The following is a 17,047-nucleotide window of genomic DNA, read 5'->3' on the forward strand; positions in this document are numbered from 1 at the left end:
GAAGTGAGGCCGGGGCGCCTGCCCCGAAGTAACACGTCATGCCCGGGCTTGACCCGGGCATCCATCACCAGAAGAGGATGGATTGCCGGGTCAAGCCCGGCAATGACGACCTGGGGCCAAACAGACTCAGCGCCCCGACACGTCGCCTTCGTCGGCGGCGCTCTGTTCGAGCGTGGCGGGCTCGGCCGCGTAGCGCTTGGTGAGCGGCATCTGCAGCAGCGCGAACAGCATGGTGAGCGGCACCACGCCGAACACCTTGAAGTTGACCCAGAAGTCGGTCGACTGCGTCCGCCATACCGCTTCGTTCAGCACTGCCATCGCAAAGAAAAACAGCGCCCAGCGCAGCGTCAGCTTGCGCCAGCCTTCCGCCGTCAGGTTGAACACCTGATCGAACATGATGGCGATGAAGCTGCGGCCGAACAGCAGCCCGCCGCCCAGCACCGCGCCGAACAGCGCGTACACGATGGTGGGCTTCATCTTGATGAAGGTCTCGTCGTGCAGCACCAGCGTCAGGGTGCCGAACACCAGCACTACGACGGCGGTGACCAGCGCCATCACCGGCACGTGACGGGTGACGACGTAGGACGCGATCACGGCGGCGACCACCGCCACCATGAAGGCGCCGGTCGCGGCGAACAGATGAAACTTGGCGTTGACGATGAAGAACACCAGCAGCGGCCCGAGCTCGGTCGCAAGCTTGAACAGCGGGTGCGGCCGGTTGGGCTTCAGCAGGTCGTCCGTCATGCCGCCTCCGTGCCGGCGATCGCCTTGGCGAAATCCCGCGCCGTGAACGGCGCCAGATCGTCGACGCCTTCGCCGACGCCGATGAAGTGCACCGGTAGTTTGTGCTTCTCGGCGATCGCCACCAGGATGCCGCCGCGGGCGGTGCCGTCGAGCTTGGTCATCACCAGGCCGGTGACGCCGGCGGTCTTGGTGAAGGCTTCGACCTGCGACAGCGCGTTCTGGCCGACGGTGGCGTCGAGCACCAGCAGCACCGCATGGGGCGCGGTGGCGTCGACCTTCTTGATCACCCGCACCACCTTCTCGAGCTCGTTCATCAGCTCGGTGCGGTTCTGCAGCCGGCCGGCGGTGTCGATCAGCAGCACGTCACGGCCCTGCTGCTTGGCCTCGGTGAGCGCGTTGAAGGCGAGGCCTGCCGCGTCCGAGCCCTGGGCGCCGGCCACCACCGGGGTGCCGGTGCGATCGCCCCAGACCTTGAGCTGATCGATCGCCGCGGCCCGGAAGGTGTCGCCGGCAGCCAGCATCACCTTGTGGCCCTCGGAAGCGAACCGCGCCGACAATTTGCCGATGGTGGTGGTCTTGCCGGAGCCGTTGACCCCGACCATCAGGATCACGAACGGCTTCTTGCCGGCGTCGATGTCGAGCGGCTGCGCCACCGGCGCCAGCACCTTCTCGACCTCAGCGGCCACGATCTCTTTGACGTCGCTGGCCGAGATCATCTTGTCGTAGCGGCCCTCGCCGACCGCCTTGGCGATCCGCGCCGCCACCTCGGTGCCGAGGTCGGCGCGCAGCAGCACGTCCTCGATCTCCTCGAGCATCGCCCGATCGAGCTTGCGCTTGGAAACAAATTCCGACAGCGCGGTCCCGATCGAGCTCGAGGTGCGCTTCAGTCCGCTGGAAAGCCGTCGCCACCAGCTCTGTTTCGAATTTTCCGGAGTGTCGCTCATCAGGGCGCTGTGTTAGCCGTTTCGCGCCATGAACGAAAGCCACCCAGATCAATTCGAGCCGCCGGAACTGACCCCCGAGGAGATCCAGGCGCGCGTGCTGTATCGCGACGGGCTGATGCTGGTGATCGACAAACCGCCGGGCCTGCCGGTGCATCGCGGGCCCAAAGGCGGTCCGAATCTGGAGGCTTCGTTCGACGCGCTCCGCTACGGTTTGCCGCGCCCGCCCGTGCTGGCACATCGGCTCGACCGCGACACCTCCGGCTGCCTGGTGCTCGGCCGCCACCGCAAGGCCACCGCCACGCTCGGGCTGCTGTTCAAGCATTCGCGGATTTCCAAGACCTATTGGGCGATCGTCGAAGGCGGCCCGGCCGAAGACGAAGGCAGCATCGACCTGCCGATCGCCAAGCTCAATGCCGAACGCGGTTGGTGGCAGAAGGTCGATCCGGAAGGGCTGCCGTCGCTGACGAAGTGGCGGGTGATGGGGCGGTCGGGAGTTTTGCCGACCGCCGCGAGGATCGCGTCCGCAGCATCCGCCCCGTCCCCCGGCGCCGCGGCAAGCGGCTCCCCTGCCCCTTGCGGGGAGGGGTCGGGGGTGGGGGTCCACGACGAGACGCCATCCTTGGGGCGCCCTCACCCCAACCCTCTCCCGCAAGCGGGAGAGGGAGTTCACTCTGCTCGGGCAGAGAGTGACGATCTGTCTCGAAAGCCGGGCGCCAAATCCGGTGCGACTCCGCCGACGCACCTCACCTGGCTGGCGCTCGAGCCCATCACCGGCCGAACCCATCAACTGCGGGTGCATTGCGCCGCGATGGGCTGGCCTATCTTCGGCGACAACATCTACGGTAACGGCCCGCGGTTCGGCGAACCGAGGCTGCATCTGCATGCCCGCGAGATCGTCATCCCGCTGTCACGTAACAAACCGCCGGTGGTGGTCACCGCGCCGCCGCCCGCGCATATGCACCCGCGGCTCGCTGCCTGCGGCTGGACACCGAACTGACGGGCGGCCTCAGGCTGCAGCCGCCATCACCACCTGCGCCAGCAGCTGTTCGCGCTTAGCCTGGGAGCGGGTGCCCTTCAGGGTCGAAGCGAACCGTTCGAGAATGCCGTCCTCGAACGCGGTGACGATGGTGGCGTGCACATAGCTTTTGCGGCAGATCGAGGGGGTGTTGGCGAGCTCGTCGGCGGCCATCCGCACCGCCTCCAGCACCTGCTTGCGGCGGCCGCGGGCGCTGGTCGCGGGCTCGATCCGCGCCAGCGATTCCAGCACCACCGCCGAGGCCATCAGGGTGCGAAAGTCCTTCAGCGAAATCCGGATGCCGGCGAGGTCGCGCAGGAAGACGTTGACCTGAGAGGTCGAAACCGGATGCACCTCCCGGTCGACACCGACGTATTGGAACAGCCGTTTGCCCGGCAGCTTGCGCAAGATGCCGATAGCCCGCACCAGCCGGGCCGCGCCGCATTCCTTGCGCACCGCTTTGCCGCCCTTGGCTTTGAACGACAGCGTCACGCAGTCGTCCTCGATCGCCACGTTGGACTTCAGCAGCGTCGCGGCGCCGCGGGTGCCGTTGAGCCGCGCATAGGACTCGCTGCCGGGCCGGATCGCTGTGCGGGCGATCAGTTCGATGACCGCCGCAAGCGCAAACTCCCGGGTCGGCTCATCACCCGACAGGTGCTTGCCAACGGCGCGACGGATCTTCGGCAGCGCTCCGACAAGCTGCGCCAACCGATGCGCCTTGCGGGCTTCTCTGACCTTCTCCCAATCCGAGTGGTAACGGTATTGCAGACGACCGGCCGCATCGCGGCCGACCGCCTGCAGATGCGAGGCCGGATCGGCGGCGTAGCGGACATCCTGGTAGGCCGGCGGCACCGCCAGCGCATTCAGCCGACGAATGGTGCTTTGCTGTTTCACCTGCGAACCATCGGCGCGCAGATATTGCCAGCGCTTGCCGCGCTTGATGCGGCGGATCGTCAGATGATCGACTTCGCCAAGATGCAGACCGAGGTCTTCGGCAAGCTCGGCAACACTGACCGGCTCTCCGGCCGTGCTGCCCGAGTCCGTCACGGTTTCGGGAAGTTCGAAATTCTGCCGATCGATCATGCCGTTAACATTCCCGCGCCAGAGCCCATCGCTAATGCGCCAGCCCCACACTCGTTCCGGCAGGCGCGCCGCCGCGGCGCACGCATCGCGATCACGGCTCTGCACATGCGCGCGATCAGCGCCGAAAGTCGGATGACTGCACCGCTTGTCGCGGCCCGGCGGGCCGACGCATAATTGTCTCAACAACAACAGCCGGAGGCTGAGACGATCGCACGTCTCTTCACCGGCGATGCTCCCCCGTAGCGTTTCCATGACTTCGCCCGGATCGCAGGATCAACGATCGGCGAAGCCAGACTCGTTGGCGGGTGAGTCGCCGGTTGCAGCGGGGTTGCGGTCGAGCACCGACGGCGGGTGCGGCATCGACCGCGTTTTTGTGGAGGAACAAATGTCCGAGAAGATCTACGACGTGCCCGCAGAGTGGGCGAGCCGCGCCTTCGTCGACGACGCCAAATATCGCCAGATGTACGAGCGCTCGGTGACGGATCCGACCGGATTCTGGGCGGAGCACGCCAAGCGGGTCGACTGGATCAAGGCGCCGACCAAGATCGACAACTGGTCGTTCGCGCCCGGCAATGTTTCGATCAAGTGGTTCGAGGACGGCGTTCTCAACGCCGCCTACAACTGCATCGACCGCCACCTCGACAAGCGCGGCGACCAGGTCGCGATCATCTGGGAAGGCGACGATCCTTCGCAGTCGCGCAGCATCACCTATCGCGAGCTGCACGACGAAGTCTGCAAGTTCGCCAACATCCTGCGCAACCGCAATGTCGGCAAAGGCGACCGCGTCACCATCTATCTGCCGATGATCCCGGAAGCCGCGTTCGCGATGCTGGCCTGCGCCAGGATCGGCGCGATCCACTCGGTGGTGTTCGCCGGCTTCTCGCCCGACAGCCTCGCGGGCCGCATCAACGACTGCAAGTCGAAGATCGTGATCACCGCCGACGAAGGCCTGCGCGGCGGCCGCAAGGTGCCGCTGAAGGCCAATGTCGACGCGGCCCTGAAGAAGTGCGACGGCGTCGACTGGGTGATGGTGGTCAAGCGCACTGGCGCCGCGGTCGAAATGGATGACGTCCGCGACTTCTGGTACCACGAAGCGGCCGAGATGGTGACGACCGAATGCCCGGTCGAGCACATGCACGCCGAAGACCCGCTGTTCATCCTCTACACCTCGGGCTCGACCGGTCAGCCGAAGGGCGTGCTGCACACCACCGGCGGCTATCTGGTGTTCGCGTCGATGACGCACCAGTACGTCTTCGACTACCACGACGGTGACATCTACTGGTGCACGGCCGACGTCGGCTGGGTCACCGGCCACAGCTACATTCTGTATGGACCGCTGGCCAACGGCGCGACCACGCTGATGTTCGAAGGCGTGCCCAACTACCCGAGCAATTCGCGGTTCTGGGAAGTCATCGACAAGCACAAGGTCAACATCTTCTACACCGCGCCGACGGCGATCCGCGCGCTGATGCAGGCCGGCGACGAGCCGGTGAAGAAGACCTCGCGCAAGTCGCTCCGCCTGCTCGGCTCGGTCGGCGAGCCGATCAATCCGGAAGCCTGGGAGTGGTACCACCGCGTCGTCGGCGAGGACCGTTGCCCGATCGTCGACACCTGGTGGCAGACCGAGACCGGCGGCATCCTGATCACCCCGCTGCCCGGCGCCACCAAGTTGAAGCCCGGCTCGGCGACACGGCCGTTCTTCGGCGTGGTGCCCGAGATCCTGGATCCGGAGGGCAACGTGCTGGAGGGCGAATGCACCGGCAACCTCTGCCTCGCCCGCTCATGGCCGGGCCAGATGCGCACCGTGTACGGCGACCATGCCCGGTTCGAGCAGACCTATTTCTCGGCCTATAAGGGCAAGTACTTCACCGGCGACGGCTGCCGGCGCGACGCCGACGGCTTCTACTGGATCACCGGCCGGGTCGACGACGTCATCAACGTCTCGGGCCACCGCATGGGCACCGCCGAGGTCGAATCCTCGCTGGTGGCTCATCCCAAAGTGTCGGAAGCAGCCGTGGTCGGCTATCCGCACGACATCAAGGGCCAGGGCATCTACGCCTACGTCACTCTGATGGCCGGCGAAGAGCCGACCGAGGAGCTGCGCAAGGAGCTGGTCGCCTGGGTCCGCAAGGACATCGGCCCGATCGCCTCGCCCGACCTGATCCAGTTCGCGCCCGGCCTGCCCAAGACCCGCTCCGGCAAGATCATGCGCCGGATTCTGCGCAAGATCGCCGAGGACGAGCCGTCCTCGCTCGGCGACACCTCGACGCTGGCCGATCCCGCGGTGGTCGACGATCTGGTCGAGCATCGCCAGAACAAGCACCACTAGGCCGGCTAACCGAGCCCAGCGACGTATCCACTCTCCAAAGGCCCCGCCTGTGATTCGCAGGCGGGGCCTTTTCGCGTCTGGCGGGAATGCGCGCCGGGATCACGTGGACGTCGATACACAGCGGCGTCGGGGCGTTTTTCGATCCGGTCAACCTGTGCTGATTCGATCACATCCGAGCGATGAACGCGGCCCCGCGGCCATTTTGCCGGCGGGTGTTGTTTGCTGGACATTTACTTTGTTCCCCGGATTTTTCTTCAATGGTACGCCCGCGTTCATTTTTTCGGTCGTCCAGCACACACCTGTTGGTTAGTTCACGCTGCGACCATCGCGGGCGCTGAGGGGCGCCGGAGCGAAGCTGTCCGGTGCGAGGAAACTGGAGAGACTGAATGTCTTTTGGATCTCGTTCGGCGAAATTGGCCATGGCGGTCGCGGTCTTCACGGGCGCCGGCGTGTTGACCGCGCCGCGGGCCGAGGCGCGGCCCGATCTGGTCGTCTTCCGCGGCGACTATTCGCCGGGGACGATCGTGGTCAGGACCGGCGAGCGGCGGCTGTACCTGGTGGTCGAGCCGGGCCACGCGGTGCGTTATCCGGTCGGCGTCGGCAAGGCCGGCAAGCAGTGGGCCGGCACCACCAAAATCGACGGCAAGTATCGCAATCCGGCCTGGGCTCCGCCGGCCGACGTCAAGCGCGATGTCCCGACCATCCCGGACGTGATCCCGGGCGGATCGCCCGCCAACCCGATGGGCGTCGCGGCGATGACGCTGGCGGGCGGCGAATACGCCATCCACGGCACCAACCGGCCGCAGTCGATCGGCGGTTTCGTGTCCTATGGCTGCATCCGGATGCTGAATGACGACATCACCGATCTGTACGAGCGCGTCCCGGTCGGCACTCAGGTGGTGGTGATGCGCTGAGCACAACAGCCCAGGCAAAAAGGAAAAGCCGCGGACGGGTCCGCGGCTTTTTTTGTTGTCGTGAGGTTCCGCGTCGGCTCAGCGCCGCGGTGCCACGCCCGGAGGCGGCGGCGGCAGCGAGGCCTGACCGCCATTGAGCAGCGGCGTGATGCGCCGGATCGTGACGCGGCGGTTCTGACGCTCCGGAGCCTGGGTCTGGATCTTCAGATACTGCTCGCCATAACCCTGCGAGGTCAGGTTCTCGGCCGGCACCCCGAACTGCTGAGTCAGCAGTGCGGCAGCCGCCTCGGCGCGACGATCTGACAGCGACAGATTGTCGGTGTCGTTGCCGACCGCATCGGTGTGGCCTTCGATCAGGAACACCTCACGCGGGTTACGCTGGATCGCCCGGTTGAGACCGTCCGCAATCACCTGCAGCTTCGCAGCTTGATCCGGGGGGATGTCCCACGAGCCGGTGTCGAAGTTGATGGTGTTGAGGTCGATCGACGGCATCCGCTGTCGCACCGCCGGGCTATAGCGGATCTCGTCCATGGTGTAGCGACGCTCGATCCGTTCGACCGGCGGTGCTTCCAGGGTTTCGTAGATCAGCTCCGGCGATGCGTCCTCGTAGTCGACGATGTAGCGATCGCGCGGAATCCGGATCACCGGCGGCGGCAGGTCGACATAGAAGTTCGCCCGGTCGCGCGGACCGTAGCTGTTGTCGATGATGATGATCTCGCGGCCGTCGCGGTCGCGGCGAATACGCCGCAGCAGCTGACCGTCGCGCCCGGTGACATTGATGATCTCGCTGCCATCGGGACGGATCACGATGGTGCGCCGTTCGTCGCCGCGATCGTCGACCCGGATGTCGCGCGCGCCGTAGCGGAAGCGATCCACCTCGTTATGGCGGATGAACTCCTGACCGCTCGGGTCGCGCACGATGATACGACCCGGCTCGGTGATCACGATCCGTCCGTTCTCGTTGACCTCGCGGCGCTGGCTACGGAAGTCGGACAGGTTGCGCGGCCCGGGCGCCTGCGCGCCGGGAGCGATGGGAGTCAGCGCCTGCGGCGGCGGTGGCGCGGCAGGGATTGGCGCCGTCACGGCCGGCGGCGGAGGTGGCGGCGGCACGACAGCGGGACCGGCGTGATTCGGCACCGGCGGCTGACCGGGCTGCGGCTGAGCCGGCTGCGGTTGGCCGGGCGGCGGGGCAACAGCCGGGCCGGCGCCGGGAGCACCCGGACCGGCATGATTCGGCACCGGCGGCGGACCGCCCGCAGGAGCGCCCGGTTGCGGGCCCCGTTCACCCGGCTGACGAGCGCCTGGCGCAACGGCTGGACCCGACGGATTCGGCGATGTCGGCGCAGCTTGCGGCTGAGCCGAGGGGGCCGGCGTCGGCGCGGCGGCGGGCGGCGGATTGGCAGAAGCGGGCGGTGGCGGCGGGCCACGGCGGGGCGCTTCCCCCGAAGGCGGAGTCACTCCCGGTGCACCTGCATTCGGCGGGGTAGCACCCGGCGCGCCGGGAGGCGGGCCACGGCGTTGAGGCGCTTCACCGGCGGGCGGCTGCTTGGCAGCATCCGGAGCGGCTGCGTTCGGCGGAGTGGCGCCGGGCGGCGGGCCACGACGCTGCGGCGGTTCGCCGGCCGGCGGCGCGGGCGGACGGCCCGTAGCAGCGGCGGGCGGGGGCGCAGCAGGACGCTCTGCGGGCGCAGCCGTCGGCGGAGCCGGGGGCTTCGGAGCCGGCGGAGGCGGCGGTGCCGCATGCGGGGGAGCCGGCGGCGGAGCGCTGTGGCTCGGCGGCGGAGGTGGCGGCGGTTCGGCGCGCTTAGGAGCGGGCGCCGGGGCGGCAGCCGGAGGAGGTGGCGGTGGCGGCGCAGCCTTCGGCGGGGCGGGCGGCGGCGGCGGGGGAGCAGCGTGTGGCGGGGCAGCGGCCGGGGGAGGCGGCGGCGGGGGCGGAGCTGCCTTGGGCGGCGCGGGCACAGGGCGCGGGGCCGGCGCTTCTTCCTTCTTCTTTTCCTCGGACGGGGCCGGCGCTGGGCCGCCCTGCACCGCTTGCGCGAGCCGCATCGGTGCGGACGCGCTCTCGGCCGCCGCGGGATGACCGATCAGCGACCCGAGCGTCAGCGCCGTGGTCGCGAGCAGTGCAACATTTAGCTTCGTCATCAAACAGACCCTCAATGGAGCAGGCGGATGTCGCGCGACGCAGTCGAACTTGATCCGCCGTGTTCCGATGAACGACAAGGCGTGAGGCTCAATTGTGGCAACCGGCTTCAGCCGAGAAGAAAAAATTCCGCCGCGTGCGAGGCTCGAACGCGGCGGTATTCATCAGGAGTTCAGGACCGGGATAAGCAGTACGGCGACAGATCGTTGCTTGGTACACAGCGTACTAACACGCGCGCGGTGACGTCCTGACGATCAGCGAGCGCCGACCTCACGCCACGCCAGGATTGGGAGCGCCGGGACCGGGAGGCGATCGCACCGGCAGTTCGTCCGGCATCTGTCCAGGGAGTTCGTCCGGCGGCGGTGGCGCGCCCGGCTCAGTGATCGGCGGTGGGATATCCGGATTTGGATTTCCCGGCGGCTGCTCCAGCGGCGGCTCGGTCGGCGTACCAGGCGTGCTCGGCGGCACCTCCGGCGGAGGCGTCGCGGGTCCGGGATTGTTCGGGACTTCCTGAGGCTCGCCGGGCGCCATTTAGATCGCCACCTTGGCATTCTCGCCGAGATCAGGCCGGCCGCCGGTCGCAGCCGCCACCATCATTTTGGCGTAGCTCACCAGGGTGCCGGGCGAATCCCAATACTCGGCTTCCTCCGGCGTCACCTTGAGCACACGGATGTTTGGATCATCCGGGCTGTCCCACCACGCCTTGGCCTCGGTGCCGAACAGCTCCTTGATCTTGGCGCGGTCGTTGCTAATCGCCGCGTAGCCTGTGACCGAGACATACTTCTGCGCGCTGGCGTTGGCGAAGCCGAGATTGACGTGGTGATCTTGCGCGATCTCCTCATCCTTGTGGCGACGGACGTCGGTGAGGAAATAGATCGCGCCTTCTTCGGGCCTCACATAGGCGGCCATCGGGCGCGAGCGGATCTTTTCGCCGTCGCGCGTCGCCAGCATCGCGAAGGTGATCTTCTTCATCAGATCCCAGGCGTGCTGCGCATTGCCTTCGTTCATCGTCGCCGCCATCTCGCTCTCCCTTGTTCGTCAGCGGCGATAACGATCGCTTTGCGGCGATGTTCCGCGGGGGCGAGGCGACGAGGCTGCGCCGTGATTGCGAGGAGCGCAGCGACGAAGCAAGCGAGAAACCTCGTGCAAAGGGCTGGATTGCTTCGCTTCGCTCGCCATGACGACGGAGAGATCCGCGATCAAAACAAAACGGCCGGGCTCTCGCCCGGCCGTTGGTATCGACGATAACTTGCGCGCGTCAGATCTGGCGTTCGACCAGCTTCAGCTTGAGGTTGGCGATCGCTTCCGACGGGTTGAGACCCTTCGGGCACGCCTTGGCGCAGTTCATGATGGTGTGGCAGCGATAGATCCGGAACGGATCTTCGAGATTGTCGAGGCGCTCGCCGGTGGCTTCGTCGCGGCTGTCTTCGACCCAGCGGGTCGCCTGCAGCAGCGCGGCCGGGCCGAGGAAGCGGTCCGAGTTCCACCAGTAGCTCGGGCACGAGGTCGAGCAGCAGGCGCACAGGATGCACTCGTACAGGCCGTCGAGCTTCTCGCGGTCGGAGTGGCTCTGACGCCATTCCTTCTGCGGGGTCGGCGTCACGGTCTGCAGCCACGGCTGGATCGAGGCGTACTGCGCGTAGAAGTTGGTCAGGTCGGGAACCAGATCCTTCACCACCGGCTGATGCGGCAGCGGGTTGATCTTCACCGCGTCGTCGCGAACGTCGTCCATCGCCTTGGTGCAGGCCAGCGTGTTCTCGCCGTCGATGTTCATCGCGCACGAGCCGCACACGCCTTCGCGGCAAGAGCGGCGGAAGGTCAACGTCGGATCGATGTTGTTCTTGATCCAGATCAGGCCATCGAGAACCATCGGGCCGCAGTCGTGCTTGTCGACGTAGTACGTGTCGACGCTCGGGTTCTTGCCGTCGTCCGGATTCCAGCGATAGACGCGGAATTCACGAACCTCGGTCGCGCCTTCCGGCTTCGGCCAGGTCTTGCCGCCGACAATCTTCGAATTCTTCGGAAGTGCGAATTCAACCATCTCGTTGCCTCTGGCTCTGCGCGTCATTGCCGGGCTTGACCCGGCAATCCATCTTCTTGCGAAGATGATGGATGCCCGGGTCAAGCCCGGGCATGACAGTTCGTTCTCTGGCGATCAATACACCCGCGGCTTCGGCGGAATGTACTGAACGTCGTTGGTCATCGTGTAGTCGTGCACCGGCCGGTAATCGATCGTCACTTCGCCCTTGTCACCGATCCAGGCCAGCGTGTGCTTCATCCAGTTGGCGTCGTCGCGATCCGGGAAGTCTTCGCGGGCGTGCGCGCCGCGGCTCTCGGTGCGATTGGCGGCCGAGTTCATCGTCACCACCGCCTGGACGATCAGGTTGTCGAATTCCAGGGTCTCGACGAGATCCGAATTCCACACCAGCGAGCGATCCGATACGCCGACATCGCCGACGCTGCCATGGACGTTGGCGATCAGTTCCTTGCCCTCGGCGAGGACTTCGCCGGTACGGAACACCGCGCAGTTGTTCTGCATCACGTGCTGCATCCGCTCGCGCAGCTTGGCGGTCGGGGTGCCGCCCTTGGCGTAGCGATACTTGTCGAGCCGCGACAGCGACATGTCGGCGGAGCTCGCCGGCAGCTCCGGCTGCTTGCCGTTCGGCACCAGCTTCTCGGCGCAGCGCAGCGCCGCGGCACGGCCGAACACCACGAGGTCGATCAGCGAGTTGGAGCCGAGGCGGTTGGCGCCGTGCACCGACACGCAGGCGGCTTCGCCGATCGCCATCAGGCCCGGCACCACCGCGTTGTCGTCGCCGTCCTTCTTGGTGACGACTTCGCCGTGGAAGTTCGTCGGGATGCCGCCCATATTGTAGTGCACGGTCGGCAGGATCGGGATCGGCTCGCGGGTGACGTCGACGCCGGCGAAAATCCGCGCCGACTCCGAGATGCCCGGCAGCCGCTCGTGCAGCACTTCCGGCGCTAGATGGTCGAGGTGCAGGAAGATGTGGTCCTTCTTCTTGCCGACGCCGCGACCTTCGCGCATTTCGATCGTCATCGCGCGCGAAACGACGTCGCGCGAGGCGAGATCCTTGGCCGACGGCGCGTAGCGCTCCATGAAGCGCTCGCCTTCGGAGTTGACCAGATAGCCGCCCTCACCGCGGGCGCCTTCGGTCACCAGACAGCCCGAACCGTAGATGCCGGTCGGGTGGAACTGAACGAACTCCATATCCTGCAGCGGCAGGCCGGCTCGCAGCGCCATCGCGCCGCCGTCGCCGGTGCAGGTGTGCGCCGACGTGCAGGACGCGTAAGCGCGGCCGTAGCCGCCGGTCGCCAGGATGGTGGTCTGCGCCTTGAAGCGATGGATGGTGCCGTCGTCGAGCTTCAGCGCCACGACGCCGCGGCAGCAGCCCTGATCGTCCATGATCAGGTCGATGGCGAAGAACTCGATGTAGAACTCGGCCGAGTGGCGCAGCGCCTGGCCGTACATCGTGTGCAGCATCGCGTGACCGGTGCGGTCGGCGGCCGCGCAGGTGCGCTGCGCCTGACCCTTGCCGAAATCCATCGTCATGCCGCCGAACGGACGCTGATAGATCTTGCCGTCTTCGGTGCGCGAGAACGGCACGCCCCAATGCTCGAGCTCGTACACGGCTTCCGGCGCGTTGCGGACCATGTATTCGATCGAGTCCTGATCGCCGAGCCAGTCCGACCCCTTCACGGTGTCGTACATGTGCCAGCGCCAGTCGTCCTTGTGCATGTTGCCGAGCGAGGCCGAGATGCCGCCCTGCGCCGCCACGGTGTGCGAGCGGGTCGGAAACACCTTGGTGATGCAGGCGGTGCGGAGGCCCGCCTCGCTGCAGCCGACCACCGCGCGCAGGCCCGCGCCGCCGGCGCCGACCACCACGACGTCATAGGTGTGGTCCTCGATCGGATAGGCGTAGCCGCCCGCCGCCGGGGCGCCGTTGACGTTCGCCGCCATGCCTTAAACTCCGGATGCCATTTTGAAGATCGCAAAGATCGCGGCCAGCGCCACGGCGATCGAGAAGAAGTTGTTGGCCATGATCGTGACCAACTTGAGCTTTTCGTTCTGGACGTAGTCTTCGATCACCACCTGCATGCCGATCTTCATGTGGATCGCGGAGGCAATGATGAAGAGGATCATGATCAGCGAGATCAGCGGCGAACCGAGGATCTGCGCGGCGGCCGCCTGGTTGCGGCCGAGGAGCATCATGATGACCACGATGGTCGGCAGGATCAGCAGCGTCATGGCGACGCCGGTGATGCGCTGACGCCAGAAATCCGAAGTTCCGGAACCGGCCGGGCCGAATTTGCGGACCTTGCCGATCGGGGTGCGCATCGAGGACGGCGTGCGCGCGCCGTGTGCGTCGCCGCTCATCGGGCCACCCCCATCGAATAGGCAATCACCCAGAGCAGAACGGTCAGCACGATGCCGCCGATCAGCGCCGCCCAGGTCAGCCACTCGCGGTCGGCGGTCTTGAAGCCGTAGCCGAGGTCCCAGACGAAATGGCGGACGCCGCTGAGCATATGGTGCATCAGCGACCAGGTGTAGCCGAACACGATCAGCCGGCCGATCCAGGAGCCGGTAAAGGCCTGGACATTGGCGTAGGCGGTCGGGCCGGCGGCGCAGGCGATCAGCCACCACGCCAGCAACAAGGTTCCAGAATACAGGGCAACGCCGGTGGCACGATGGACGATGGACATCGTCATCGTCAGGCTCCAGCGGTAGGCCTGCATGTGAGGCGAAAGCGGTCGTTCGATCCTGGCGGTCATCGGCTCAATCGGTTGGCGGCGAGCGGACAGGGCCCCGGGGAGAGGCTCGCGAAGGTGCCTCTATTTACGGAGCTCATTGATTGAGCGCAACGATGAAATGACATCCACAGAATTTCAGTTCATTTTTTGAAGTCGCGTCGATGCAAGGCCCTGGCTGCCCTCCGCCGGTGCCCTGGTGGTTCGAGCGCTGAAGGTCGATTCACAACCCGAGACCGGCGCCGAGTTGCCACGGCGAGCCGACTGCTCGGTGCAAACTGGACGAATTCTGATCGGCAGCTTGCGCGCCCGCTTTCACGACCAGCCGCCGCATGCGACAGTTTGGCCATCATCGCCGGGGATTTCCCTGTCCCGCAGCACCGTGTTCAGTCTGCATGAGCCACGATCATCATCACCATCACGGGCCCGGCGCCGCGCACGGCGCCGGCGGTCACAGCCACGCGCCACAGGATTTCGGCCGCGCCTTTGCGATCGGTATCACCCTGAACCTGGTGTTCGTGGTTGCCGAAGCGGCATTCGGTTACTTCAGCAACTCGATGGCGCTGATCGCAGACGCCGGCCACAATCTGTCCGATGTCGCCGGACTGGTGGTGGCGTGGATCGCGGCCGGGCTGGCGAAGCGGCCGCCGTCGGCGCGTTATACCTATGGGCTACGCGGCTCCTCGATTCTCGCAGCGCTGTTCAACGCCGTCTTCCTGCTGCTCGCGGTCGGCGCGATCGGCTGGGAAGCGGTGGTGCGTCTGTTCACGCCCGAGCCGGTCGCAGGTATCACCGTGATGGTGGTGGCCGGCATCGGCATTGTCATCAATGCCGTCACCGCCTGGCTGTTCGCATCGGGCCGGCACAGCGACCTCAATATCCGCGGCGCTTACTTGCACATGGCAGCCGATGCGGCGGTGTCGGCGGCCGTGGTGGTGGCCGGCGTGATCATCCTGTTCACCGGCTGGTACTGGATCGATCCGGCCGTCAGCCTGCTGGTCGCGGTGGTGATCGTGTGGGGGACGTGGGGCCTGTTGCGCGACTCTACCGCGCTGTCGCTCGCCGCGGTACCGCGGGGCATCGACCCGACGGCGGTTCGAGCGTTCCTGTCGAAATTGCCCGGCGTCACCCAGGTGCACGATCTGCACATCTGGGGAATGTCGACCACCGAAGTCGCGCTGACCTGCCATCTGGTGATGCCCAGCGGCTCGCCGGGCGATCCATTCCTGGTCGACCTCGCCCACGAGCTGCAGCACGATTTCGGCATCGCGCACACCACCGTGCAGATCGAGACCGACCCCAACACCGTGTGCGCCCTGGCGCCGGATCACGTGGTGTAGGCGAGCTTCCGCTTCGCTCAGCCGACCTCCCGCACTGGGGAGGGCTTTAACGAGGGCCTCGCACCATCAAAGCCGTAGTTAGCTCGGCCGCCCCATCTACCGTCATTCCGGGGCGCTCGCGCCAGCGAGCGAACCCGGAATCTCGACGTGGTGGAAACGACTTGGTACGCAACAATCTCGGGATTCCGGGTTCGCGCAGCGCGCGCCCCGGAATGACGGTGTGTAAGGTGATGGTGAAGGTGCGGCGCGCGATTACTTGTAGATGTCCTTGTAGGTCTCGCGCAGGACGTTCTTCTGGACCTTGCCCATGGTGTTGCGCGGCAGGTCGTCGACGAAGATCACCTTCTTCGGCATCTTGAACTTGGCGAGCTGGCCGTCGAGGCCCTTGATCACCTGCGCCTCGTCGATGCTGGCGCCCTTGTCGCGCACCACCACGGCGGTGACGCCTTCGCCGAAATCGGCGTGCGGCACGCCGATCACCGCGGACTCGACCACGCCCGGCATCGCGTCGATCTCGCTCTCGATTTCCTTCGGATAGACGTTGAAGCCGCCGGTGATGACCAGATCCTTGCCGCGGCCGAGAATGTGGACGTAGCCGCGCTCGTCGATCTTGCCGAGGTCGCCGGTGATGAAGAATCCGTCGTCGCGGAATTCCGACTTGGTCTTCTCCGGCATCCGCCAATAGCCCTTGAACACGTTCGGGCCCTTCACCTCGATCATGCCGATCTCGCCGCGCGGCAGCTCCTTGCCGGTTTCCGGATCGGTCACCCGCGCCGACACGCCGGGCAGTGCCGGCCCGACCGCGCCGGGGACGCGGTCGCCGTCATACGGGTTCGAAGTGTTCATGTTGGTCTCGGTCATGCCGTAGCGTTCGAGCACGGCATGACCGGTCTTTGCCGCCCATTCGCGGTGGGTATCCGCGAGCAGCGGCGCCGAGCCGGAGATGAACAGCCGCATATGGCTGGTCGTCTCTTTGGTCAGCCGCGGGCTCTGCAGCAGCCGCGTGTAGAACGTCGGCACGCCCATCAGCACGGTGGCGCGTGCCATCAGGTCCAGGATCTTGTCGGGATCGAACTTCGGCAGGAAGATCATCGACCCACGCGCGAACAGCGTGACGTTGCTGGCCACGAACAATCCATGCGTATGATAGATCGGCAAAGCGTGGATCAGCACGTCGTCCGGCGTGAAGCGCCAGAACTCCACCAGCGTCAGTGAGTTCGACGCGAGATTGTCGTGGCTCAGCATCGCGCCTTTGGAGCGGCCGGTGGTGCCCGACGTGTACAGGATCGCCGCAAGATCATCGGCGCCGCGTTCGACCGTGGCAAACGCCTCGTCGGCCTGCGCGGCCGCGTCGGTCAGCGAGCCCTGGCCATCCGGCCCGAGCGTTTCGACCGTGGCGCCGACCTTGGCGGCGATCGCCGCGATGCCGCCCTGCTTGGAGGGATCGCACACTACGATCTTCGGCTCGGCATCGGTGATGAAGTAATCGAGCTCGTGCAGCGTATAGGCGGTGTTGAGCGGGAGATACACGCCGCCGGCCCGCACCGTGGCGAGATACAGCACCAGCGCCTCGACCGACTTCTCGGTTTGCGCCGCAACACGGTCGCCGAGCTTCAACCCGCGCGCCACCAGCACGTTGGCGACGCGCCCTGCCCGCGCCACCAGATCGGCGTAGCTAATCTTGTCGCCTGCCGCTGTTTCGATCGCGAGTTTGTGCGGGTCGTCGAGCTTATCGAACAGGCGGGCGAACAGGTTGGCGTTCATGTCGATG

15 protein-coding genes are annotated in these 17,047 nt (G+C 66.3%); 4 read left to right on the forward strand and 11 right to left on the reverse strand.

Features of this window, described 5'->3' with window-relative positions; translation table 11 throughout:
• Positions 1 to 126: 126 nt before the first annotated feature.
• Together RPPS3_RS01065 and ftsY are read right to left on the reverse strand one after the other, a co-directional pair.
• The gene (locus RPPS3_RS01065; RefSeq protein WP_164572158.1) at positions 127 to 744 is read right to left on the reverse strand and encodes a septation protein A; all 618 of its coding nucleotides are present in this window, start codon (positions 742 to 744) and stop codon (positions 127 to 129) included.
• On the reverse strand, positions 741 to 1,688 hold the full coding sequence (ftsY, locus tag RPPS3_RS01070) for a signal recognition particle-docking protein FtsY (protein ID WP_107342458.1): 948 nt from the start codon (positions 1,686 to 1,688) through the stop codon (positions 741 to 743). The genes RPPS3_RS01065 and ftsY overlap by 4 nt, the downstream gene beginning before the upstream one ends.
• A gap of 28 nt (positions 1,689 to 1,716) precedes the next feature.
• Between ftsY and RPPS3_RS01075 the strand changes: the two genes are divergently transcribed.
• Positions 1,717 to 2,685: an RluA family pseudouridine synthase gene (locus tag RPPS3_RS01075; RefSeq protein WP_107342459.1), complete on the forward strand. Its 969-nt coding sequence runs from the start codon at positions 1,717 to 1,719 to the stop codon at positions 2,683 to 2,685.
• Between the two features lie 9 nt (positions 2,686 to 2,694).
• Here the strand turns inward: RPPS3_RS01075 and RPPS3_RS01080 are convergent, their stop codons facing one another.
• A complete protein-coding gene (locus RPPS3_RS01080; RefSeq protein WP_107342460.1) occupies positions 2,695 to 3,786 on the reverse strand; it encodes a DNA topoisomerase IB in 1,092 nt (363 codons plus the stop codon).
• 385 nt (positions 3,787 to 4,171) lie between these two features.
• On the opposite strand from RPPS3_RS01080, the gene acs reads away from it, so the two are divergent.
• The gene (gene acs, locus RPPS3_RS01085; RefSeq protein WP_164573511.1) at positions 4,172 to 6,115 is read left to right on the forward strand and encodes an acetate--CoA ligase; all 1,944 of its coding nucleotides are present in this window, start codon (positions 4,172 to 4,174) and stop codon (positions 6,113 to 6,115) included.
• A gap of 386 nt (positions 6,116 to 6,501) precedes the next feature.
• A complete protein-coding gene (locus RPPS3_RS01090) occupies positions 6,502 to 7,029 on the forward strand; it encodes a L,D-transpeptidase (protein WP_107342462.1) in 528 nt (175 codons plus the stop codon).
• A 78-nt stretch (positions 7,030 to 7,107) separates the two neighbouring features.
• Here the strand turns inward: RPPS3_RS01090 and RPPS3_RS01095 are convergent, their stop codons facing one another.
• The 7 genes from RPPS3_RS01095 to sdhC all read right to left on the reverse strand — a co-directional run bounded on the left by RPPS3_RS01095 (position 7,108) and on the right by sdhC (position 13,960).
• Positions 7,108 to 9,171: an OmpA family protein gene (locus RPPS3_RS01095; RefSeq protein WP_107342463.1), complete on the reverse strand. Its 2,064-nt coding sequence runs from the start codon at positions 9,169 to 9,171 to the stop codon at positions 7,108 to 7,110.
• A 268-nt stretch (positions 9,172 to 9,439) separates the two neighbouring features.
• Positions 9,440 to 9,700: a hypothetical protein gene (locus RPPS3_RS24710; RefSeq protein WP_107342464.1), complete on the reverse strand. Its 261-nt coding sequence runs from the start codon at positions 9,698 to 9,700 to the stop codon at positions 9,440 to 9,442.
• On the reverse strand, positions 9,701 to 10,189 hold the full coding sequence (locus tag RPPS3_RS01105) for a pyridoxamine 5'-phosphate oxidase family protein (protein ID WP_107342465.1): 489 nt from the start codon (positions 10,187 to 10,189) through the stop codon (positions 9,701 to 9,703).
• A 238-nt stretch (positions 10,190 to 10,427) separates the two neighbouring features.
• On the reverse strand, positions 10,428 to 11,210 hold the full coding sequence (locus tag RPPS3_RS01110; RefSeq protein ID WP_011155784.1) for a succinate dehydrogenase iron-sulfur subunit: 783 nt from the start codon (positions 11,208 to 11,210) through the stop codon (positions 10,428 to 10,430).
• Positions 11,211 to 11,324: 114 nt separating this feature from the next.
• A complete protein-coding gene (gene sdhA, locus RPPS3_RS01115) occupies positions 11,325 to 13,148 on the reverse strand; it encodes a succinate dehydrogenase flavoprotein subunit (protein ID WP_107342466.1) in 1,824 nt (607 codons plus the stop codon).
• A gap of 3 nt (positions 13,149 to 13,151) precedes the next feature.
• Positions 13,152 to 13,565 carry a succinate dehydrogenase, hydrophobic membrane anchor protein gene (sdhD, locus tag RPPS3_RS01120; RefSeq protein ID WP_107342467.1) on the reverse strand — a complete coding sequence of 138 codons (414 nt, stop codon included), beginning with the start codon at positions 13,563 to 13,565 and terminating at the stop codon, positions 13,152 to 13,154.
• Positions 13,562 to 13,960 carry a succinate dehydrogenase, cytochrome b556 subunit gene (gene sdhC / locus RPPS3_RS01125; RefSeq protein ID WP_107342468.1) on the reverse strand — a complete coding sequence of 133 codons (399 nt, stop codon included), beginning with the start codon at positions 13,958 to 13,960 and terminating at the stop codon, positions 13,562 to 13,564. Before sdhC ends, sdhD begins: the two co-directional genes overlap by 4 nt.
• Before the next feature lie 371 nt (positions 13,961 to 14,331).
• Between sdhC and RPPS3_RS01130 the strand changes: the two genes are divergently transcribed.
• Positions 14,332 to 15,276, forward strand: a complete 945-nt coding sequence (locus RPPS3_RS01130; RefSeq protein WP_107342469.1) for a cation diffusion facilitator family transporter — start codon at positions 14,332 to 14,334, stop codon at positions 15,274 to 15,276.
• 252 nt (positions 15,277 to 15,528) lie between these two features.
• On the opposite strand, the gene RPPS3_RS01135 is transcribed toward RPPS3_RS01130, so the two are convergent.
• Positions 15,529 to 17,040, reverse strand: a complete 1,512-nt coding sequence (locus RPPS3_RS01135; RefSeq protein WP_107342470.1) for a malonate--CoA ligase — start codon at positions 17,038 to 17,040, stop codon at positions 15,529 to 15,531.
• Between the last annotated feature and the right edge of the window lie 7 nt (positions 17,041 to 17,047).

Origin of the sequence: Rhodopseudomonas palustris (genome assembly GCF_003031265.1) — a bacterium.
GTDB classification, from domain to species: Bacteria; Pseudomonadota; Alphaproteobacteria; order Rhizobiales; family Xanthobacteraceae; genus Rhodopseudomonas; species Rhodopseudomonas palustris_H.